Origin of the sequence: Nitrosarchaeum sp., from assembly GCF_025699065.1 — an archaeon.
In the GTDB taxonomy this organism is placed as follows: Archaea; Thermoproteota; Nitrososphaeria; order Nitrososphaerales; family Nitrosopumilaceae; genus Nitrosarchaeum.
The window spans coordinates 36371-57711 of the sequence record NZ_JAILWF010000004.1 but is presented as its reverse complement, the minus strand read 5'-3'; the positions used below and the strand labels follow the sequence as shown (position 1 = coordinate 57711).

The 21341-nt window shown below is 33.8% G+C and carries 21 protein-coding genes; 15 read left to right on the top strand and 6 right to left on the bottom strand.

From position 1 onward, the window contains the following. Window positions 1–45: 45 nt before the first annotated feature. The gene (locus tag K5782_RS05645) at window positions 46–711 is read right to left on the bottom strand and encodes a hypothetical protein (RefSeq protein WP_297464764.1); all 666 of its coding nucleotides are present in this window, start codon (window positions 709–711) and stop codon (window positions 46–48) included. A gap of 128 nt (window positions 712–839) precedes the next feature. Here K5782_RS05645 and K5782_RS05640 point away from each other — a divergent pair, with 128 nt between their 5' ends. Then, complete coding sequence (locus K5782_RS05640; protein WP_179365480.1) at window positions 840–2402, top strand: ammonium transporter; 1563 nt, start codon at window positions 840–842, stop codon at window positions 2400–2402. Window positions 2403–2474: 72 nt separating this feature from the next. Next, window positions 2475–3251, top strand: a complete 777-nt coding sequence (locus K5782_RS05635; protein ID WP_297464761.1) for a sulfurtransferase — start codon at window positions 2475–2477, stop codon at window positions 3249–3251. Window positions 3252–3287: 36 nt separating this feature from the next. Here the strand turns inward: K5782_RS05635 and K5782_RS05630 are convergent, their stop codons facing one another. Then, a complete protein-coding gene (locus tag K5782_RS05630; protein WP_297464759.1) occupies window positions 3288–5387 on the bottom strand; it encodes a V-type ATPase 116kDa subunit family protein in 2100 nt (699 codons plus the stop codon). A gap of 92 nt (window positions 5388–5479) precedes the next feature. Between K5782_RS05630 and K5782_RS05625 the strand changes: the two genes are divergently transcribed. From K5782_RS05625 to K5782_RS05600, 6 genes are read left to right on the top strand one after another with little or no spacing between them, the layout of a single operon-like run. After that, on the top strand, window positions 5480–6079 hold the full coding sequence (locus K5782_RS05625) for a V-type ATP synthase subunit E family protein (RefSeq protein ID WP_179365474.1): 600 nt from the start codon (window positions 5480–5482) through the stop codon (window positions 6077–6079). A gap of 1 nt (window position 6080) precedes the next feature. Beyond that, entirely contained in the window at window positions 6081–7859 is a 1779-nt protein-coding gene (locus K5782_RS05620) for a V-type ATP synthase subunit A (protein ID WP_297464756.1), read from the top strand. Further along, window positions 7856–9241 carry a V-type ATP synthase subunit B gene (locus K5782_RS05615; RefSeq protein WP_007551535.1) on the top strand — a complete coding sequence of 462 codons (1386 nt, stop codon included), beginning with the start codon at window positions 7856–7858 and terminating at the stop codon, window positions 9239–9241. The genes K5782_RS05620 and K5782_RS05615 overlap by 4 nt, the downstream gene beginning before the upstream one ends. Before the next feature lie 4 nt (window positions 9242–9245). Continuing rightward, window positions 9246–9878 carry a V-type ATP synthase subunit D gene (locus tag K5782_RS05610; protein ID WP_297464753.1) on the top strand — a complete coding sequence of 211 codons (633 nt, stop codon included), beginning with the start codon at window positions 9246–9248 and terminating at the stop codon, window positions 9876–9878. Next, on the top strand, window positions 9878–10009 hold the full coding sequence (locus K5782_RS05605) for a hypothetical protein (RefSeq protein ID WP_297464751.1): 132 nt from the start codon (window positions 9878–9880) through the stop codon (window positions 10007–10009). The genes K5782_RS05610 and K5782_RS05605 overlap by 1 nt, the downstream gene beginning before the upstream one ends. Before the next feature lie 51 nt (window positions 10010–10060). Continuing rightward, window positions 10061–10369: an ATP synthase subunit C gene (locus tag K5782_RS05600; RefSeq protein WP_179365471.1), complete on the top strand. Its 309-nt coding sequence runs from the start codon at window positions 10061–10063 to the stop codon at window positions 10367–10369. 33 nt (window positions 10370–10402) lie between these two features. Here the strand turns inward: K5782_RS05600 and pyrI are convergent, their stop codons facing one another. Then, window positions 10403–10864: an aspartate carbamoyltransferase regulatory subunit gene (gene pyrI, locus K5782_RS05595; RefSeq protein ID WP_048110111.1), complete on the bottom strand. Its 462-nt coding sequence runs from the start codon at window positions 10862–10864 to the stop codon at window positions 10403–10405. Between the two features lie 41 nt (window positions 10865–10905). On the opposite strand from pyrI, the gene pyrB reads away from it, so the two are divergent. From pyrB to K5782_RS05580, 3 genes are all read left to right on the top strand, one after another. Beyond that, window positions 10906–11835, top strand: a complete 930-nt coding sequence (pyrB, locus tag K5782_RS05590) for an aspartate carbamoyltransferase (RefSeq protein ID WP_179365470.1) — start codon at window positions 10906–10908, stop codon at window positions 11833–11835. A gap of 74 nt (window positions 11836–11909) precedes the next feature. Beyond that, window positions 11910–12620 (top strand): LON peptidase substrate-binding domain-containing protein, encoded by a 711-nt coding sequence (locus tag K5782_RS05585; RefSeq protein ID WP_297464746.1) that lies wholly within the window; start codon window positions 11910–11912, stop codon window positions 12618–12620. A 6-nt stretch (window positions 12621–12626) separates the two neighbouring features. Next, window positions 12627–14012 (top strand): PEFG-CTERM sorting domain-containing protein, encoded by a 1386-nt coding sequence (locus K5782_RS05580; protein ID WP_297464744.1) that lies wholly within the window; start codon window positions 12627–12629, stop codon window positions 14010–14012. 2 nt (window positions 14013–14014) lie between these two features. Here K5782_RS05580 and K5782_RS05575 read toward each other — a convergent pair whose 3' ends face one another. Then, window positions 14015–14398, bottom strand: coding sequence for a CopG family ribbon-helix-helix protein (locus K5782_RS05575; protein ID WP_297464741.1), 384 nt, complete (start codon window positions 14396–14398; stop codon window positions 14015–14017). A 90-nt stretch (window positions 14399–14488) separates the two neighbouring features. Here K5782_RS05575 and K5782_RS05570 point away from each other — a divergent pair, with 90 nt between their 5' ends. The 3 genes from K5782_RS05570 to K5782_RS05560 are packed head-to-tail and all read left to right on the top strand — an operon-like array spanning window position 14489 to window position 16943. Then, complete coding sequence (locus K5782_RS05570) at window positions 14489–15403, top strand: metal ABC transporter substrate-binding protein (RefSeq protein WP_297464739.1); 915 nt, start codon at window positions 14489–14491, stop codon at window positions 15401–15403. Next, complete coding sequence (locus K5782_RS05565) at window positions 15397–16119, top strand: metal ABC transporter ATP-binding protein (RefSeq protein WP_297464737.1); 723 nt, start codon at window positions 15397–15399, stop codon at window positions 16117–16119. The genes K5782_RS05570 and K5782_RS05565 overlap by 7 nt, the downstream gene beginning before the upstream one ends. 32 nt (window positions 16120–16151) lie before the next feature. After that, on the top strand, window positions 16152–16943 hold the full coding sequence (locus K5782_RS05560) for a metal ABC transporter permease (protein WP_297465052.1): 792 nt from the start codon (window positions 16152–16154) through the stop codon (window positions 16941–16943). Here K5782_RS05560 and K5782_RS05555 read toward each other — a convergent pair. Continuing rightward, complete coding sequence (locus tag K5782_RS05555) at window positions 16926–19712, bottom strand: CopD family protein (RefSeq protein WP_297464735.1); 2787 nt, start codon at window positions 19710–19712, stop codon at window positions 16926–16928. The two genes, K5782_RS05560 and K5782_RS05555, sit on opposite strands and share 18 nt — an antisense overlap. A gap of 102 nt (window positions 19713–19814) precedes the next feature. Between K5782_RS05555 and K5782_RS05550 the strand changes: the two genes are divergently transcribed. After that, window positions 19815–20435 carry a hypothetical protein gene (locus K5782_RS05550; protein ID WP_297464733.1) on the top strand — a complete coding sequence of 207 codons (621 nt, stop codon included), beginning with the start codon at window positions 19815–19817 and terminating at the stop codon, window positions 20433–20435. A 12-nt stretch (window positions 20436–20447) separates the two neighbouring features. Here K5782_RS05550 and K5782_RS05545 read toward each other — a convergent pair whose 3' ends face one another. Next, window positions 20448–21326: a PEFG-CTERM sorting domain-containing protein gene (locus K5782_RS05545; protein ID WP_297464731.1), complete on the bottom strand. Its 879-nt coding sequence runs from the start codon at window positions 21324–21326 to the stop codon at window positions 20448–20450. Window positions 21327–21341 lie beyond the last annotated feature (15 nt).

Sequence of the window (21341 nt, the reverse complement as noted above, 5' to 3'; positions counted from 1 at the left end):
TGCGGATTTTAATGTTTGGCGATCCGTTCCTAAAAGCCTGATATTTTAAGTAATTTTATTAAGAAAACTAATAGTTTCTTCTTTATCCTGCTTTGGTAGATTCAAAAACGTCTCTAAAATCTCCTTTTGAATCAATAAAGACTCGTCAGAAATCTCCTTTAGTTTTGAGAGTTCAAAGGGAAGCAAGTCTTTAATTTTATTATCACAAAATGCCTTTACATATTTTTGAAAAATAGAATAAGTAAAATTTGGGCTGGTCTTTGATAGATTTTTAATAATTCCTTCATAATTTTTCTCCTTTGAATCTGACTGTGAAAAAAATTTTTCTAACAATCTGTCTTTATTTCCAACATTGCTTAACGATAATGCTACAAGTATCCCTTTTTTTGTTAAATGATAATATGGAATACCTTTTTCTTGAAGAGCCTTTGGGCCTCGTTTCATAGGTAATCTCCCATCTTCTTCAGCAATTCCCATTGGGATCAAAATTTCATCTAGATCTCGAAAAATTCCAGAATAGATATTTTTCCATGCAATCCCATGAATCTTTGCAATTCTCTGAGAAATCCCTGTTCTTGTTCTCTCCGCTGGATTGGCATTACTTGCCAATATTGCAATAATTGATCTTTGTCTATTTGCTTCCCCTGTTAATTCCTCATCTTTTGTCTTGAAAGTATCAAAAATTGATAGTTTTGTACCTGTTTTCTTCATTTAATCACCAAATGACATAATATTCATTTTCTATGATAATATCAGAATATACTAAAATATAATAATTTACATTTTTACAAGTTTTTACATCTTCAATGCTTAAATAATTTTCAATTTCGATTAATTTAATGAATTCTAGGAACCACAAGTATGCTCTATTACTTGTGGCCGCAGTAGCCATTACAGCAGCAGGTGCAATGTCACAAGCATTCGCACAAAATGTTAATGATGGTATGGACGGATACGTTGCAGGAACTAGTGGAATCTACACTGGTAATCCTAACGAATGTTGGTATGATGATGGCGAAGGTAACATGATGCCCTGTAGAATTGATACAGGTGATACAGCATGGATACTAACAGCTACTTCATTGGTACTCTTCATGTCGCCCGGAGTCGGCTTCTTTTATGGCGGATTAGCCAGATCAAAGAACGTCGTCAACGTACTTGGTATGACCATAATTGTTATGGGACTTATCTCAGTACAATGGGTTCTATGGGGATATTCTCTAGCATTTGGTCCAATTGATAGTGATGCAAACATGTTCATGGGCTCACTTCAATATGTTGGCTTCAATGAAGTCTCTCACTATGCACCATTAGGTGAAGCAGGTCCATGTGCAGACACATGGTCAGCAGCTTACCAGATGAATGCGATGGTGGAAGCCGATCAATGTAGTCAAGGTTGGCCAGGTACTGTACCTCATCAATTATTCGCAATGTTCCAAGCAACATTCGCAATTATCACACCAATTCTAATTATTGGTGGATTAATTGATAGAATTAAGTTCAGCGCATTGATAATCTTCATACTCCTATGGGCTACCTTCGTTTATGATCCAGTTGCACACTGGGTTTGGGGAGGTGGTTATATCGGAGGAGGCGCATTAGATCTTAATCCTGACTTATCTCCATCGTTTGCATTAGACTTTGCTGGTGGTACTGTAGTACACATTACTTCTGGATTCTCTGCATTGGCAGGCGCCTTAATCCTTGGCAGAAGACTTGGATATGGTAAAGTGCCAATGGAACCACACAACATTCCAATGGTAGTCCTCGGAGCAGGAATACTCTGGTTTGGATGGTTTGGTTTTAACGCAGGAAGTGAAGTAATGGTAGACGGCATTACCGTAAGCGCATGGACAGTTACAAATACTGCAACAGGTATGGCTGCTCTTACTTGGGTCTTGATGTCATGGGCACATACAGGAAAACCAAGTATTGTAGGAGCTGCATCAGGTGCAGTAGCAGGTTTAGTAGCTATCACTCCAGCTTCAGGTTGGGTAGGTCCAATGGCTTCAATTATAATCGGTATTGCTGCTGGTACAGTTTGTTATGCAGCTGTAACATTCAAAAACGCACGTAAATGGGACGACGCATTAGATGTATGGGGAGTACACGGAATGGGTGGTCTTACCGGTGCAATTTTGACTGGTACATTAGCTAGTCCACACATCTGGGATACCGGTGACGGTATTGGTGCTTGGACTGGTACTGCAGAAGGAATGGAACAGCAAGCAATTAGCATCATCGGTGCAGCAATCTCAGTAGGTTATGCATTTGGTGTTACGATTGTAATTCTCAAAATAATGGATGCCGTTTGGCCAGGTGGAATCAGGGTCACTCCAAAAGAAGAGGAGATCGGTCTTGATTTGGCACAGCATGGAGAAAGAGCATACGTAAACGAATAAGGAAACTTCCTTTTTCTTTTATTTTTATTATTCAATACAAATCAATTTAGATTTGATCATTTTATCCAAATCATGTTAATTTCCACATCTGACCTTAACTCAATTCTAAATGATCCTAATGTCATAATAGTGGATACTCGTTCATTTAAGGAATATTCTGAGGGTCATATTCCAAATGCTGTAAATTTAGATCTGTTTGCATTTCATTGGATAGATACGACAAAAGAAGGAATTGAAAATTTTGACAGTCAAACTCAAAGCCTTCTTTCCTTTCTTGGAGTTACTTCTGAAAAAAAAGTGATCTTTTATGATACTGTTTCTGGAATGCTTGCAGCTAGAGGTGTTTGGATGTTACTTTATTTTTCGCATCAAAACGTCTCCATGTTAGATGGCGGAATAACAAAATGGAAAAAAGAAAATCTACCACTTGAAGCAAAACCAAATGGATTCAAGCCATCCAAATTTACAGGAAAGATTAACCCCGATATAATTTCTGGATTTGAATATATCAGAGATAATCTAAATAATGTAAAAATTATTGATGCTCGCTCTACAGGAGAATATACTGGAAGTGTAATTAGAGCTGCTCAATCTGGACACATCCCAAACTCAATCAATATCGATTGGAATGAAAATATCGAAAAAGATGGTACCTTTAAGACTAATTCAGAACTGTCAAAACTTTATGATTTCCCAAAGGATTCAGAAATTATTACTTATTGTCAAGGCGCATATAGGGCAGCAAATTCTTTTCTTGCTTTAAAAAAACTAGGATTTGATAAAGTACGTGTATATCTTGGTTCTTGGGGAGAATGGGGTAATAAACCAGAATTACCCATTGAAAAATAATAATTTTAAACTCTAAGATTATTTTAAATCAAAAATTTATTTTTTCTTCCAAATAAATTGGTTGTAAATTAATTCTGGTCTAATTTGTCTGAATGGTTGAGAACCGCCTACATACCATTTTGTAAAGAATTCATACAGATGCAATCTGAGTGACTGAATATACACGATCAACCCTTCAATCATCATAATTCCCAAGTTTCCACCAATAATCATTGCCATAGCTCCACCAGATTCTGCACCACCCAAAGATACAAATGCATTATTTACTGTCATTAACAATGCAGCATGTACAAGTAACATAATTCCAAGTCGAGCATAACTAATTGTATGAGCTAAACTTTCTACGGTTTTACCAAGTAATACTTCCATGAGAACACTTGCAGGATCTCCTCCGCTTTCTGGATGTTTCTTTGCATGTAAAATACCTCCAACCATCATCAATACCATTGATGCGATAACAATGATAACTGCAATTCTTGTAACGATCCAAACCTGTGCCCAATCTCCAAGAAATATTGTAACCCAAGGAACCGCTTCAGTATGTACTTTTGAATACATGTTCATTACATCATATTGTGAACCAATAGCACACATCATTATAACAACAATACCTCCATAGAGTGTAATGTTTGGAATTGCTTCAGTAAACATTACAAGTTTATGTCCTTCTGCAGCTAATCTTCTGATTCGCAAAACCATGGCCCACACTAAATGAACAATTCCAATGAATAATGAAACTTTGAGAATGTTGATTACTTGATCAAAAGTAAGTTCAGCAACACTAAGAATTCCAACAATCCAACTAACTGAATATAGTGCTCCTCCTTCTGCTAAAAGCCCTTCAAATGGACCCATATGAGAAATATGATATCCAAACATCTCTCCAGTACCTACACCTGCAATTGCAGCTGATGCACCTGAAATTGCAATGAGCATTCCCCATCTTGCTAAATCACCCTGTCCTTTTACTTTGAATAATAAGCCTAATCCCATTAATAATAATCCGTGACCCATATCTGCAAACATCAATCCATAAAAAATTGGCCACATTAGTGCAATCATAGGAGTTGGATCCGGTTCTCCCTTCTTTGGAATGCCCTGACTTTTTGTAATCACTTCAAAAGTTCTTACAAATTTCTTATTTTCAAATAACGTAGGTAATTCCTCTACATGCTTTGGATCAGTAACATCCTCAATTATTGACATCCATTGTTTTGTAGAATCTTTAAACTTGGTTTCCATTCTTTTTGGAATATACCCTTGTATTACTGCAAAATTTTTAGTACCTCCAGGTTTTCTTAACATTTCAAGCACATCTTTTGCAACTAATGCTTTTTCATGAATAGCAAGAATATCTTGACGAATTTTCTTTTTGTATTTTAAAAGTTCTTTAGATATTGAAGTTTGTTTTGTGGTTAATTCTTTAATTTTGGATTCAGCCAACGCATAGGCTTCACTAGGAACTTGTGGAAATCCCTCTGGAATTTTAAATGAATTGGAATTAAAGCTTCTTAGGATCTTGAAAACTTTTTCAGAATCTTCAATATCAGAAATTACTAAAAGTGCAGTTTTATCTTTACTTTCTAAATCATATTTGTATATTGTAATGCCTTCAAGTGATCGACTAATTTCTTCATAGTCTGAAGAATTGATAACAAAAAGATTTGTAAAGAAATATCTCATTAATCCAAATCCAGTAAGATCTAGATTCATTTTTCTAATTACTTCCAAAGTATCCTTGAGTGATTTGTATTCCTCAATGGCAAGTCTAGTGTTTTGTGCATCTTCTAATAACTTAGCAGGTTCATCAATAACTGATGGGGTTGTTTTTCTCAAATCATTTATCATATGTTCAATTTCATCAATTTCATAATTTTTTTTCTTGATTACCGTACCTTTGAAGAGTATCTCCATAATTCCCACTGTTAATGGAATTCCCATACCCTTGACCACATCATCAATTGATTGGAATGTTTTTTGGGCCTCTAATAGCAAATCGTCTATTTCAGGTGTTACTTGATCACTTGACGAATCAATTTTATGAAACCATTCAAACTCTGTTAATCTAGATATTGCCTGTGGAGATTCACTTCTTGGCAAAACTATAGTTCCCAGTTTTAGATCGGCGGTTCCCAAGACATTCCTGTGTAATTTTATTTAGTTTAATATCTTTCCAAAATTGCCCTTTTTCCCAAACATTAAAATCTATTATGAATTAACGCGTCACATTGGGATCTAATTCTGCATTAGAACAAACAATCGACAAAATACTTACAAAAACCGAGAAAGATGTTTTGTCAAATATTCGATCTGCCCTAACTGAATCTAATCAAACCCTTGATGATTCTATTCCTAAACTGGAGCGAGAATATGATAAAATCGTCTCAGATGGCAAAAAAGAGGCAGATAAAATAGAAAAACAGCTTATTGGAAGCTCCGATCTTGAAGCCAGAAATAACAGACTTTTGGCATTGGAAAAAGCAGTAGATGATGTATTTACAAAAGCAATTGAACAAATTTCAAATACAAATCGTAATGATGATTATTCTAAATTAATGACAACTTTATTGGATGAAGCAACTGCAATTTTAGGTACAACCAAAGTTGTAATTTCAACAAATTCTAAAGACAAAAACATAGTCCAATCTTTATTATCCAAATATTCTGGCGCAGAATTATCTCCAGAACCAATTACCTGTATGGGAGGTATTACAGTAAAATCAAAAGATGGCGGAATGAAATTTGATAATACTATTGATGCAAGAATACAGCGTATGAAGCCTTTAATAAGGAAAGAAATTGCCACAAAATTCGGAGTAGGTAATTAGTATGGCAGCTCAAGGTAGAATTGTTTGGGTCAGTGGTCCTGCAGTAAAGGCCGATGGAATGTCTGATGCCAAAATGTATGAAACTGTAGTTGTTGGTAACTCAAAATTAGTTGGTGAAGTTATTCGTCTAACTGGCGATGTTGCATTTATTCAAGTTTACGAGTCAACAAGTGGATTAAAACCAGGCGAACCTGTAGTTGGTACAGGAAACCCACTTAGCGTTTTATTAGGTCCAGGTATTATTGGACAAATCTACGATGGAATTCAAAGACCATTAAAAGAATTATCAAAAGCTTCTGGTTCATTCATTGGTAGAGGTATTACTACCACACCAGTTGATATGGTAAAGAAATTCCACTTTGTTCCATCTGTTAGTAACGGTGATGAAGTTGCTGCAGGAAATGTTCTTGGAACTGTTCAAGAAACTGATCTTATTCTTCATTCTATTATGGTTCCACCAGATCATCCTGGCGGAAAGATCTCAAACATGGTAAGTGAAGGAGATTATAATTTAGAAACTGTATTAGCTACAACTGAAAAAGATGGACAAAAAATTCAACTTAAAATGTATCACAGATGGCCTGTTAGAAAACCACGTCCATATCATACCCGATATGATCCAACAGTTCCACTTCTTACCGGACAACGTGTAATTGATACATTCTTCCCAATTGCTAAAGGAGGAACTGGTTCTATCCCAGGAGCATTTGGAACAGGAAAAACTGTTACATTACATCAGATTGCAAAATGGGCTGATTCACAAGTTGTAGTTTACATCGGATGTGGTGAAAGAGGAAACGAAATGACTGAAGTACTAGTTGAATTTCCACATCTTAAAGATCCACGTAGTGGCAAACCACTTATGGACAGAACAGTTTTGGTTGCAAACACAAGTAACATGCCAGTAGCTGCAAGAGAAGCAAGTATCTACACTGGTGTAACAATTGCAGAATATTATAGAGATATGGGTTATGACGTCGTACTTGTAGCTGATTCTACTAGTAGATGGGCAGAATCACTAAGAGAGATGAGTGGAAGATTAGAAGAGATGCCTGCAGAAGAAGGATATCCATCATATCTTGCATCAAGATTAGCAGAATTTTATGAAAGAGCAGGACGTGTTAAAGCAGTCGGCAGTCCTAATCGTGACGGATCTGTTACATTAGTTGGAGCAGTTTCACCATCAGGTGGAGATTTCACTGAACCTGTGACAACACATACCATGAGATTTATCAAAACATTTTGGGCTTTAGATGCAAAACTTGCTTACTCTAGACACTATCCATCAATTAACTGGATGAACAGCTATTCTGGTTATCTTGGAGATATTGCAAAGTGGTGGGGTGAGAATATCAATAGTGATTGGTTATCACTAAGAAGTGAAGCTTATGGTGTATTGCAAAGAGAGGATACACTAAAAGAAATTGTTAGACTCTTAGGTCCTGAAGCATTACCTGATGAAGAAAAACTAATTCTTGAAGTTGCAAGAATGTTAAAGATTGGTCTATTACAACAAAACTCATTTGATGATGTTGATACCTATTGCAGTCCTCAAAAGCAATACAAATTATTAAAATTATCAGTAGAATTTTACAAACGAGGTCAACAAGCACTTAAAGAAGGTGCATCATTAGCTGACATTCGTGCAATGACAATAATTCCTACATTGCTTAAAGCAAGAATGGATATCAAAGACGATGAAATTCCTAAACTTGATCAATTAGATATTGATATGAAAGAACAATTCAAATCTATTACAGGAGTGAAAGTTTCGAATTGACAGCTAAAGGTGGAGTTCAATACAGCAAGATTGCTGAAATCAAAGGTCCATTGGTAGTTGTTGATGATGTTGAAAATGCAGCATTTGATGAACTTGTAGAAATTGAAACTAAAGAAGGTGAAAGAAGATTAGGTAAAGTTCTTGAAGTTGGAAATGGTAAAGCAATAGTTCAGGTATTTGAGGGAACTACTGGATTATCTATTTCTGGTACCAGTGCAAAATTTGTTGGTAAACTAATGGAAATGCCAGTATCAAAAGAGGTACTTGGCAGAGTATTTGATGGACTAGGTAGACCAAAAGATGGACTCCCAGATCCAATTGCTGATAAATTTATTGATATCAACGGAGAACCAATGAATCCAGAACAACGTGAATATCCAAAAGACTTCATTCAAACTGGTGTTTCTGTAATTGATGGAATGATTACTCTTGTAAGAGGACAAAAATTACCAATATTTTCTGGCTCTGGTATGTCCCATAACATTCTTGCAGCACAAATTGCAAGACAAGCAAGTGTTGTTGGTACAAAAGATGACTTTGCAGTAGTATTTGCAGCAATTGGTGTGCAATACAGTGAGGCAGAATATTTTAGAAGAAGTCTTGAAGAGTCTGGTGCCCTAAAAAGAAGTGTTCTATTTTTAAACACAGCAGATGATCCGGCTATTGAAAGAATTATCACTCCAAGAGTAGCATTAACTGTAGCAGAATATCTAGCATTTGATCTTGGAATGCATGTTCTTGTAATCCTAACTGATATGACAAATTATGCAGAAGCATTAAGAGAAATTAGTGCAGCAAGAGAGGAAGTTCCAGGCAGAAAAGGTTATCCAGGTTATCTCTATACTGATCTTTCAACAATTTATGAAAGAGCAGGAAAATTAAATGGTAGAAAAGGCAGTGTAACCCAAGTTCCAATTTTATCAATGCCTTCAGATGACATTACACATCCAATCCCTGATCTTACTGGATATATCACAGAGGGCCAAGTTGTACTTGGAAGAGATTTGTTCAGACAAGGTGTTTATCCTCCAATCAACATTTTGATGAGTCTTAGTAGATTGATGAAAGATGGAATCGGTGAAGGAAGTACAAGGGCAGATCATGGAGAAGTTTCCAATCAAGTTTATGATGCATATTCTAGAGCACAAGAAGTAAGAGCACTAGCTGGAATTGTAGGTAAAGCAGGATTAACAGAAATCGATTTGAAATACATGGATGTAGGCGATGTCTTTGAAAAAGAATTTCTTTCACAAGCAACTGATGAAAATAGAACAATAGAAGAAACTCTAACTTTACTATGGAAAATCGTTTCAAAACTTCCAAAGAACGAAATTACTAAAATCAAAGACAAATACATAGATCAATACTATCAGGAAAACTAACAGCATGTCATTTGGACAAAATGTAGCTGCAACAAAAATCGAACTTCTAAAATATAAAAAATCTAGTCAAGTTGCCACAATGGTTCAGAAGATCTTAGATGATAAACGTAAAGTTCTTTTAAAAAATATTGAAGAAATGATTGAAGAAGCCTCAAAAGCAAGAGGTGGGATTTGGGATCCATTACAAGATATTTACAAATCAGTTAATGAAGCGTATCTTGCATTAGGAACAAATACGGTAGACTCTGTTGCTGAATCTACACCACCTGTAATGCAAGTTGATGTTCATGTACGTAGAGTTGTAGATGTAAAAATTCCTGCCCTTACAGTAACTGAGAAGGATACAAAATTAATGCCTTATGGATTTGCTGATACCAACTCATCTATAGATCGAGCAGCAAAACAAATCAAAGAGTTACTTCCAAAAATTTGCAAAGCAGCAGAATATGAAAATTCTATTTTTAGTCTTGCAAAGGCCCTTGAAAAAACTCAAAAACTACTAAATGCTTTGGAAAATGTCATTATCCCTCAATATCAACAAAAAATACGATTTATTCTTGCTACTCTTGAAGAGAGAGAAAGAGAAGAATTCGCAAAGTTAAAAAAAGTGAAAGCAAAGATGGTGAGTAGGAAATAATGGCAAAAGAAGAAATTAAAAAATTAGTTGAAAATTCAAAAAAGGTTTTAGAACAAGATCATGATAATTTTGTTAAATCAATCAAAAATGATTTAGCATCATTCAAAAAGAAAACACTCGATCAAATTTAGTTTTAAACATCATCATGATTTAAATATGGAACTAGAAGAGTCGGTACATAAATGAAATCTATCGTATTGCTACTTTTGGCAACAATTGCAATATCTGCAACTGGATTGACTGGAATTGCTTATGCACAGGAAGAATCCGCAGCAGGTAGTGCAGACTCGATGAAACTTCTAGGTGCAGGTTTAGCCTTTGGCTTAGCAGCAGCTGGAGCAGGTATCGGTTTGGGTCAAGTTGGCGCAGCAGGTCTTGCAGTAATTAGTGAAAACCCAGCATTGCAGTCAAAAGTATTCATTTTCGTAGGTATGGTTGAATCAATCGCAATCTACGGTATAGTCATGATGTTCATCATCCTGGGACAATAAACCCAGTAGTACCATCTTTTTCAAATTTTTAATTTAATTATATTTCAGTTTGTTAACATCTAATACTCTTGAACAGTATCTGCATTTGAGTACTCTTCCTTCTTTGTCAATTACATCCATCACTGATTCAATATGCTCAGTACTATTACTGATGCAATCTGGATTTGAACAACGAAAAATTCTATTAATTTCATTTGGAAGTGCCACTCTTCTCTTTTCAATTAGTTTGTAGTCTTTGATTATGTTTATTGTTGCTTTAGGTGCAATCACTGCCAACTTGTTTGTATCATCATCTTTTAGAAATTTATTCTCGACTTTGATTATGTCTTTTTTCTTAAATTTTCCACTGGGTACGTTTAGAGCAATAGTAATGAGACTTCCATCTTTGCCATCTATTCTTAAAGCACTAAGTACCTGAAGGCCTTTACCCTCATCAATATGGTCCAACACTGTACCCTCCTTGATTCGTCGAACCATAAGTTCGGACTCTTGCATCAGAATACTTTGTATAGTCACCTGTATATATCATTGAAAGAATGAACGAGTTCTACCAAAAAGACATAATTTCAATCAAGGACTTTAACAAGGTTCAACTCGAACAAATCTTTGCATCCACTGATAAAATTATAAAACTTAGCCCGATAGAAAGAAGGGAAATTTGTAAAGGAAATGGCTTAGGCTACCTCTTTTATGAGCCCAGTACTAGAACTCGTCTTAGTTTTGATGCTGCTATGGCCTCAGTTGGCGGTAATTCTTTGGGAATTTCTGATATCTCATCATCATCTACCAAAAAAGGTGAGAGCCTTGCAGATACTGTGAAAATAATGTCAAATTATTCTGATGTACTTGTACTTAGACATCCTCTTGACGGCTCTAGTAGGTTTGCAGCTGAAGTTTCTTCAAAACCTGTTATCAATGCAGGTAGTGGAACTGAAGAACATCCTACACAAGCAATACAAGATCTGTTTACGATAAGAAAAGAGAAGAAAAAAATTGACGGTCTAAAAATAGGAATTATCGGTGATCTAAAATATGGAAGAACAGTTTATTCTCTCTTACATGGACTTGGAAATTATGATGTTGATGTCCATTTAATTTCCCCTGAATCATTACGAATTAGATCAGATTCAATCTATGAAATAAAAAAGAAATTGTCTTTTACTGAATCTACTAAAATTGAAGATTACATAGATGATCTTGATGTTCTATATGTAACACGAATTCAAAAAGAGAGATTTCCAGATGAGGAAGAATATCTCAAAGTAAAGGGAAGCTATGTTGTAGGATTGGATTTATTGCAAAAAATGAAAGATGATTCTATTATTTTACATCCGTTACCTAGACTAGATGAAATATCAACTGATGTTGATAATACAAAAAACGCAAAATATTTTGAACAGGCTGAATATGGAAAACATACAAGAGCTGCATTACTTGGATTAATTCTCAACGAAAACGGCTTCTAAATTTTAAAATCTATTTTATAATTAAAATTGATTGCGCATTCCATATATCTAGAGTCATACTAAATAACAACAGTTTGACAGAAACAAAAATTCTACCTATCTTTCCTTTAGATTTAGTATTGTTTCCTAGACAGGAATTACCTCTAAGAATTTTTGAGCCTAGATACAAGCAGTTAGTTGATGATTGTATGATAGGCGATGGTCAATTTGGTGTATGTCTTATTGATACAAATAACTCAATTAGTGGTTGGACTGCACCAAAATCAGTTGGTACTATTGCAAAGATAACTAAATGTGAAGATGTTGAATTAGATGGGATGCAATTACACATCGAGACCATTGGGCGCAATAAATTTAAAATTAATAAAATAATTCCACCCTCTTTTCCACAGCCTCCAAACTATGATCCATATTCTGTAGAAGGTCATAGAAATATTTCAGAAATACATGAAAAATTGGGAACAGAACAAAAAATGTACATTCGTGCTGAAGTTGAATTAATTCCTGAAATTGATGATAACATATCTTTAGACATATGGGAAAAACTAGTAGCAATGTGGAAAAATAAAATTATTCACCAAGCATTACCACAAATTGTCGAACCTCATTCACTTGATCATGTTTTAGAAAAATATTATCTTACAACAGAAATGCCTACAATTGATTATGTTTACTCGTTATCAGCTATTGGTGCTAAAGATCCACATGAATTACAACCAATATTAGAAGCAAATAATATGGATGATTTAATTCAGAGAGTTAAAGAATTACTCACAGTAAAATAACCCAACATGAACAAAATAATTCTGTCATTATCGAAATTTGGAATTTTTGCATTAACAATCTCTTTACTAATTCCTATCTCTAGTGTTTATGGACATGGATTTGGAATAGATACCATTTCATCTATTGATGTAGAGGGTAAGAAAATTTCAATCTCAGTTGAAACTCCAATGTTCTTTGAACCAACTGGTGAAAAACAAATTACTATCACTGTAACTGAAACCGAAGCAAAGGAACAGGCAAAAAATGTTACTCTTCTAATTGGCTTATTTCATGAAAACAAAATGATATTTAGAAATTATTTTTTTACACCTGATGGAGTTCTTACAATCAAAATTAATCCTACACAAGATGATGAAGTTATGATTCATGGAGAACAAGATTCTCTATTAGGTGCATGGCATGGAACAAAAGAAAATCCAATAGTGATCTCTGGTCCACTATTTGATTCAGGTGGATTATACAATTTTGAAATAGAAGTAAGAACAATAGATGAGCCTACAAATATTATTGAAAATTCTGGTGTTTACAATGCAGATTTGACTATAGTGGATACAACTAATTTTCTACAAAAAGATGCTGAAAATCAGGATATCGAGTTTAAAATAAAATCATATTTTGATAATATCTCCAATTTTCAATATGATCCTATTGCTCAGAAAATAACGTTTGAGATGCCTTTTGATTGGAGTGAAAAAAAAATGTCTCATGTTCCAGTGGTTCATGAGGAAGTACATTTTCCTAAGAATTTCTCAGAATTTTTCTCTCCAAGTTATACTGGTACAGCTAATGGCATAGAGTTGTTTAAAGCATCTGTTACAGTTGACGATTATTCAGTAGAAGATGAGAGAATAGTTCATTTTGTATTGTTGCAGGATCATCTTAGATTTCTAAAGAACCAATTAGAAAAATCTGGAGATCCTTTACCTAATTCAATTGTTTTTACACTTACTAAATCGGAAAATCCTGGATTTCCATTAACTGCGTTTACAAAAAGTGAAGACTTTCAAGTAAATCTTTCATGGGATCCAATAGAAATAATGCCCGGACAAAATACAAATTTTATCTTTACAATTAGAGATGGTAAAACTGGAGAACCAATACGTAACTCTGCTTATACTTTTGTAATTTTACAGAATGGTCAGGAGATCTATAAATCCTCTGGAGTTGCACAGGTTGGAGGCGAATTTGAAAAGTATACATTTTCAGAAGATCAAACAGGTCCTACTATAATTAAATTTGAAAATATTAGGAACACTGGTCAAGAAACATCTTTTGGAATTGTTGTTGCTCCTGAATTTGGAACAATTGCAACTATTATCTTATTTTCTATGTTGTTGACGGTTGTTTTAATATCTAGAAACTATTTTCCTAAAAACTTGATTTCTAATTAATTTTATAATGTTACTAATTTTACAGTATCCATATTTTTGTTTACTTGAAAATCTTTTGTAATAGTTGAAACTCTTTTTGCATCGCCATCAATTACAAACAACTCCATACATTTTTCTCCCTCAATTTTACTGTGAAGATGTGTAGTGATTAGATCTTCAAAATTATGTTTTATTCCAGATACCACATGATCAAACTCATCATTATGCACAACTAAAAGAATTGCATGAATATTTCCTTCTAATTCAGATTTTTGTTTTTCTTCTGAAACAAATGTCCTGATTCCAGCTCTAATTGCTTCAGACCTTCCTGAAAATCCCATGCTCTTTTGTAATTTATCTAGTTCTGATAAAATCTCAGGGTTTAGTGAGATTGAAACTATTGGCATATGTTAATTGTTATTAATTATCTTATAAGTTTAGCAATTAAAGTTATTAATATTTTATAGAGTTATTAATAACATATAGTAGATTTGATTGTGAATAACCAAGTAAAATTTGCAATTATTGCAATTATCATTACAATTCCTTTGATCTCATTTGGTGTTTTTTCAAGTGATCCCAACCAATCTAAAAAAACAAATGAATCAAAATTACAGGTAATGTCATCATTTTATCCATTACATGAATTTTCTCAAAAAGTCGGCCAGGACAAAGTTGATGTCAAATTATTGGTTCCAGTTGGGATCGAACCACATGACTGGGAACCAACAATAAAGGATGTACAACAAATGCAAAAATCTGATCTTATTATCATTAATGGGATTGGATTTGAAAGCTGGACTGATAAATTGACTGAAATTAATTATCAAGGAATTATAGTTGATACAAGTAATGGAATTATTGAAAAAAATATTGAAGAGTCCTCAATAAATGAAAATGTTGTTACATTAGATGATCCTCATATCTGGTTGAATCCTGTTTATGCAAAAATCCAAGTACAAAATATTGCTGACGCATTTTCTAAATCTGATCCTGAAAATGAAAAATATTACAAAGACAATGCTGCAAACTATATCACTGAATTAGATTTACTTGATTTAAAAATTCGAAATGAATTATCAAATTGTAATCAGGATTTTATAGCATTTCATGATGCATTTTCATATTTTTCAAAAGAATATGGTCTTACTCAGTATACAATACTTCCCTCAAATACACCACATGCTGAGCCTACTGCCAAGACTTTAGAAAATGTGATCAATAAAGCCAAAGATCTCAATCTTGATGTGATATTCACTGAAGAAACTGCTGATCCAAAAACTTCTCAAGTTATTGCAAACGAAATCGGAGGAAGAATACTTGTTTTATCTCCACTAGAAATTGGTGATGATGGAACTTATATTTCTAGAATGACTGAGAATCTCAATAATCTCAAGGAGGCATTGTGTTGAAAATAGTTGAGATTGAACATCTTACGATAGAATATCCTGACGTTAAGGCTATAGACGATGTTAGTTTTACAGTTAACCAAGGTGATTTTTTAGGCATAATTGGTCCTAATGGTGCAGGAAAGTCTACTCTTTTTGCTTCAATGCTTAGTCTTAATACAAAATACAAAGGAACAATCAAGTTTTTTGGTACTGACATTAGAAAATCAAAAAACTATCTCAAAGAAATTGGCTATGTGCCACAAAAACCTATTTTTGAGAAAAATTTTCCTGCAACTGTAAATGATGTTGTTAAAATGGGACTGCATAAAGAGTCAGATGAAAATAAAATTGATGAAATATTGCAACAGCTTTGGATCCATGAGCTAAGTGAAAGAAGAATAGGTGAGCTATCAGGTGGACAACAACAGCGTGTCTTTATTGCAAAAGCTTTGGTTAATAATCCAAAAATTTTGATTTTAGATGAACCTGTTACAGGAATTGATCAACAAAGCATAGATCTTTTTTATAGTATTTTAAAAGAACTAAATTCCAAACAAAACATTACAATAATTTGGTCTTCACATGATTTGGATGCAGTAAATCAATTAGCAAATCATGTAGCATGTCTTAATAGAACTCTTTTCTTTCATGGAGAATCTGATGAATTTTTTAATAATGATGATCTTGTAAAACAGTATTCTGAAGCTTCTATGCAGGAACATATGCATCATCATTAGATATGACTTTTGAAATTTTTACATTTAGTTTTATGCACAGAGCAATAATTTCCGGTATTGCAATTGCAATTTTATGTTCTGTTGTAGGGCTCTTTCTAGTCTTACGTCGTTATTCCTTATTTGGAGACGCGATTGCTCATTCATCGTTTGGTGGAATTGCATTGGGTTTGATGGCAGGAATATATCCACTTTGGACTGCATATGGCGTCTCAATAGTTAGTGCCCTAATAATAACACGAATTAAAGATAGATTCAACATATCTGGAGATGCTTCAATAGCTGTTCTTTTGTCATCAGGAATAGCAGTTGGGCTCGTAATTATTGGATTATCTGGGGGTTTTACTATTGATATTTTCAGCTTTCTTTTTGGAAGCATTTTGCTTGTAAGTGTCAATGATACAATTTTGATTTTATTTTTAACAGGAATTATTCTGATTGTGATTCTTTTACTCTATCGCCAACTTCTTTATTCTACATTTAACGAAGAGCAGGCTAAAGTAAGCGGAATTCCAGTTGAAAAAATAAATTATCTTGTTGTCTTTATGGCAGGAATTACAGTTGTAACTTCAATACAGCTCGTTGGTGTCTTACTTATTTCTGCACTATTTGTAATTCCAAATGTAACAGCAATAATGTATGGAAGAGGATTCAAACAAACTGCACTACTTTCAATGTGTTTTTCTATCTTTTCTGTAGTTTCTGGCATACTGGTATCATATGTATTTGATATTACTCCATCTGGAACAATTGTTTTATTTGCAATTGGAATATTGGCATGTACTCTGGGAATAAAATCTGCTGGATTGCTATCCAGACATAATTAATTCATTTAATCTTCTTTTATCTCTTAGATTTTTAACAAAGAACAACGATGTTGCAATAATTCCCATTGCAATTAATGGTGACACTATCTCAGAATATTTTAATGAAAAATTACTTTCACCATCTAATTCAGATATTGTTACTGGAATTTCTGTGGTCTTTACCATTGATAGCTGATTTCCTTGTTGTTCAACAAACCAAACATTGCCTTTACTATCTGATGTTGAAAATTGTACAAATGATGTGACAGTAGGAATTGTAACTTCAATCAACTCTTTGTTATATGGATCATATACTGCAATCTTATCTACCGTATGTTGTGGGATCCAAATATTTCCATATCTATCAAATGACATTCCATATGGTAATGCCTCTTTGTCTATTACTGAGACTCTCTCAAATGTTTCTAGAATTGGATTGAATTTAGTAATTGCTATACCCGTATGTTCTGCAATCCATAAATTCCCTTCTTCATCAAAAATTATGGCTTCAGGTCCTGCAAGAGGCTTTTCAGGCATAAATTCTGAAATTTTATTATCTTTTGGATCAATAAATCCAATTTTACCTGAGTATGATTCTGTAAACCAAATTTTCCCTTCACTGTCAATTGTTAATGCAAATGGTAATGATTCTCTTACAGGCATTTTGATTTCTTCAAATGTATCTGTTTTTGGATAATATTTTAAAATAATATCTTTGTTAGTAATTGATATCCAAATATTTCCATCAAAATCTGCTTGTATGAAAGTTGCAGTGTTACTATCAATAACAGGATCTATTTTTGGTAATGTTTTTGTGGTGATTTGTTTATTACTTGGATCAAAATATCCTATTTGATTCCTTGGCGTATCTGTAAACCAAATTTTTCCCTCACTATCTTTAGTAAGCCACATTGTTGTTAATCCATCAAATGAATATGAAGTAAAATTCTGTGATTCTATTGAGAATTCCCATAATCTAGGAGAAGATGGATCGCTTATCCAAATTGAATCATTTCCATCATACAATGGATAAAGTGGTTTTGAAGGTTCAGGTAACGGGTATCCAATAATTTTGGTTGATAGATCTGCCAATCTTGGTTTAACTACTAAATCTATAATTACTGATTCATTTGCATTCTGTTTTCTTTGAGCTTCTACTTCTAATGTCCATTTGCCTGAAAACCCAAAAGTGATATCACCTTGAAATTCAAGCGGTTTATCTTCTTCTTGATTAATAATTTTCATTGGAATTTCTATTGGTGAAATACTTCTTTCAGGATATGAGATCTTTACTTTAATTTGATCTAAATCGTACAACGGTTTATTTTCAAAATCGCTAACCTTAACTAAAATCGTGTTTGTTCCACTTGAAAATGATGATATCTTAACATCAAATTTTGTGTTTTCTGAAAATTCCAAGCTGCTAAACCCATGTGACACTTTTTGAGCATCTACCTGATTAATTTCTCCAGCTGGCAATGTTCCATTAATTAGTAATGCAACCACTCCCAAGAGTGTTATTCCTAATATGACATCAAATTTCAATGATTTTCTTAGTCTTTTGTATATGGCAATAGTTCCTTTTTGTAAATCCCTCTCAGCATTTTTTTGAATTTTAAACTGAAAATATCCGCCAAAACCAATCATAGCTGCAGCGATTGCAATTTTTACAAAAATTAATTTTCCATAAATTGACTCTGTAATCAAGCTTACATCACTTTCCAAAAACCACATTAGTGTAGGTCCAGAGATAATAACAATTCCAACTGCAACTATAAACATCATTGAAAATCTTGGAATTAAAACAAGTGACATCTTCTCTCTCTTTGTTTCTTCTAACTGTGAAAATGTAGGTAGTAAAGCAAATACAAAATAAATTATTCCACCGATCCAAACTGCTGCTACAAAATTATGAATATAATCTAGAATTAATGCAGGAGTTTCACCACTAGCTGCACCATGTCCAATTAAACTTGATGTTCCAATTAATCCAAGTGTGATTATTAACATTGGAATTTTGTTTTTTATAGATAGTATCTTTTTTCTATCCATTCCAAACCATAAACCTAACAGAATAACTGTAATTATCATTCTAATTGTCCAAATATTTCCAAAATCAGTTTTAATTACTTCAATTACTGAAGTTTCTAATCTTATAGTTTGTACAGCTAATACCAAAATATTTGATGCAAATACTAGTACTAGTCCAACACCTGTAAGTGTCATGAATTTTCCATGATGAAAGTTTTCAAGTTTGTCAAATTCTTTTCTGATGAGTTGTTTGTTTTGTGTTCCCCAAATGATTATAGATGCAATTATAGATCCTAAAACAATAGTTTGACCCACAAGTCCTGGAAATCTTGCTCCAGCTTCTGGCAAAAATACTATGTCTGAAATATCTTGTTTAGTTAATGATCCTACGTCGATTTTAGCCTCTCCTACTCCAAAAATAAACGCATTAGGAACCAAATGGCCATCAACTTTTGATAAAACTTTGCTAGATACCGTGTAAACTCCTTCTTCTAATGGGGGTGTAGTTACAATTAGAGAATAATCTCCTTCATAATACTTGGTGTCTTTATTGTCGATTTGTTCTCCATTACTATCAAATACCTTTAGTGAGCTAAAATTATTATCAATTGGTTCTGAAAAATAAACAATTACCTCTGTAACTCTTATTGGTGCATTTGCTGATGAACTTGGAATAGTTTCAAGAGTAAATGGATGAGCTGCAGCATATGGAATCGATATTGATAAAACAAATAATGATAAAATTAGAATTTTTTTCATTTAATTTTCAGGCTACGTTTATCAATTTAAACAATTTTTATTTTATTCGAAATTTGTACCAATTCACATAAAGATAATAACATGTATTCATCAAATAACGTCATGAAAGTAATTATAGTAAGTATTATTGGATTATTATTTTCATTTGGATTTACATCCCAAGCTTTTGCTCATACTACAGTTGAAGTAGAACCATACAAAATTGAAGCTGGATGGGGATTGGAACCTCCAATTGTAGGTATAAGAAATGATTTTGTTTTTAAAATTACTGAACCTGGTGAAGTCTCAGGTCAATACAAAGGAGTTACAAATGCGTTCAAAAATCTAGAAGTTACTGCCATGTTTGGAGGTGCATCTAAAAAAGTTGATATTAACTCAGATCCAAAAGTAGGATATTATTTTTCGCCAGTAATTCCTACAAAAACTGGAAGCTACATCATGGATTTTAAAGGCGAAATCAATGGAGTACCAATTAATGTACAAATTCCAGTTGAAGATGTAGAGAGTACTGCAATATTGGATTTTCCACCAACTAGCGGTTCATCAAATCAAGATGTAACTTCACTCAAAAATGCCATCTCATCATTACAAAGAGACGTATCTGCTATGAATAATGGCTCAAAAAACGATGGAGGAGCAGCATATGACTTTGCAATATTTGGATTGTCTATTGCATCAGCAGCTATTATCTTAGCGATAGTTGCTTTAATAAAAAGAAAATAAAAAAGTTAATCCCTAAAATCTTGGAATTACTTTAGATTTTGCAGTAACGGCTACAATACTTATGATTGCAACAGCAAGTATCATCATTGCAATTGTTCCAAATTCTGGAACAACGTTTGCAAATACTACTACTTCACCAATAGGTCCTGTTTTTGGATCATCTATTCCATAACCTTGGAATGTGATGGTGATCTCTACTGGATCTGCTGATTTTAGTGGTGCTGTTTCGTGTTCGCCTTTTCCATCATGATGATGGGCAGCTAAATCATTTAGTACTTCTTCGCCATTTTGTGTTACTCTGATGTCATGGTTGACATGTTCTGCATTAGCAAATTGAATTGCAATGTGCAATCTTTCACCTGCAGTTGGTACAGAGGTTGAAACTGAAACTTCGGTGCCGTCAGACAACATTCCTGTTGCTGATGCATTTTCCATATCATCATGCTCTCCTTCCATATCATCATGCTCTTCCATATCATCATGTTCTTCTGCTCCTGCTTCTTGTACTACAATTAATCCTTCCATCCATGGATGTACCATGCAATAGTATGGGAATTCACCTACGGTTGTTGGTGTCCATTCATATGAACTTCCAGCAATTACTAAGCTAGTATCAAATTCTCCTGATGGACCTTCTGCTGCAGTTCCTGCTGTGAATGTATGTGCTGCAGTATCTGTGTTAGAAAATATTACTTTTCCACCGACATCTACTGTTGCAGTACTTGGAATGTAACATCCGTCTGCTGTCTCTTCACATCCTGGAGCACCAGAACCTGCTGCTGGGACAATTGTAACTTCGCTATGATCTGCAAATGCAGCTGGTGTTAATGCAACTAATCCTGCTACAATGGCAAAAAATACGAAGATAGAGCTAATAGCTATTGTCTTCATTAAATCAAGTACCCT

Bases quoted from the DNA above. Each gene is read 5' to 3' on its own strand.
- K5782_RS05645 (WP_297464764.1), bottom strand. From the start codon at position 711: ATGAAGAAAACAGGTACAAAACTATCAATTTTTGATACTTTCAAGACA.
- K5782_RS05640 (WP_179365480.1), top strand. From the start codon at position 840: ATGAATTCTAGGAACCACAAGTATGCTCTATTACTTGTGGCCGCAGTA.
- K5782_RS05635 (WP_297464761.1), top strand. From the start codon at position 2,475: ATGTTAATTTCCACATCTGACCTTAACTCAATTCTAAATGATCCTAAT.
- K5782_RS05620 (WP_297464756.1), top strand. From the start codon at position 6,081: ATGGCAGCTCAAGGTAGAATTGTTTGGGTCAGTGGTCCTGCAGTAAAG.
- K5782_RS05610 (WP_297464753.1), top strand. From the start codon at position 9,246: ATGTCATTTGGACAAAATGTAGCTGCAACAAAAATCGAACTTCTAAAA.
- K5782_RS05605 (WP_297464751.1), top strand. From the start codon at position 9,878: ATGGCAAAAGAAGAAATTAAAAAATTAGTTGAAAATTCAAAAAAGGTT.
- K5782_RS05600 (WP_179365471.1), top strand. From the start codon at position 10,061: ATGAAATCTATCGTATTGCTACTTTTGGCAACAATTGCAATATCTGCA.
- pyrI (WP_048110111.1), bottom strand. From the start codon at position 10,864: ATGCAAGAGTCCGAACTTATGGTTCGACGAATCAAGGAGGGTACAGTG.
- pyrB (WP_179365470.1), top strand. From the start codon at position 10,906: ATGAACGAGTTCTACCAAAAAGACATAATTTCAATCAAGGACTTTAAC.
- K5782_RS05580 (WP_297464744.1), top strand. From the start codon at position 12,627: ATGAACAAAATAATTCTGTCATTATCGAAATTTGGAATTTTTGCATTA.
- K5782_RS05575 (WP_297464741.1), bottom strand. From the start codon at position 14,398: ATGCCAATAGTTTCAATCTCACTAAACCCTGAGATTTTATCAGAACTA.
- K5782_RS05560 (WP_297465052.1), top strand. From the start codon at position 16,152: ATGCACAGAGCAATAATTTCCGGTATTGCAATTGCAATTTTATGTTCT.
- K5782_RS05555 (WP_297464735.1), bottom strand. From the start codon at position 19,712: ATGAAAAAAATTCTAATTTTATCATTATTTGTTTTATCAATATCGATT.
- K5782_RS05550 (WP_297464733.1), top strand. From the start codon at position 19,815: ATGAAAGTAATTATAGTAAGTATTATTGGATTATTATTTTCATTTGGA.
- K5782_RS05545 (WP_297464731.1), bottom strand. From the start codon at position 21,326: ATGAAGACAATAGCTATTAGCTCTATCTTCGTATTTTTTGCCATTGTA.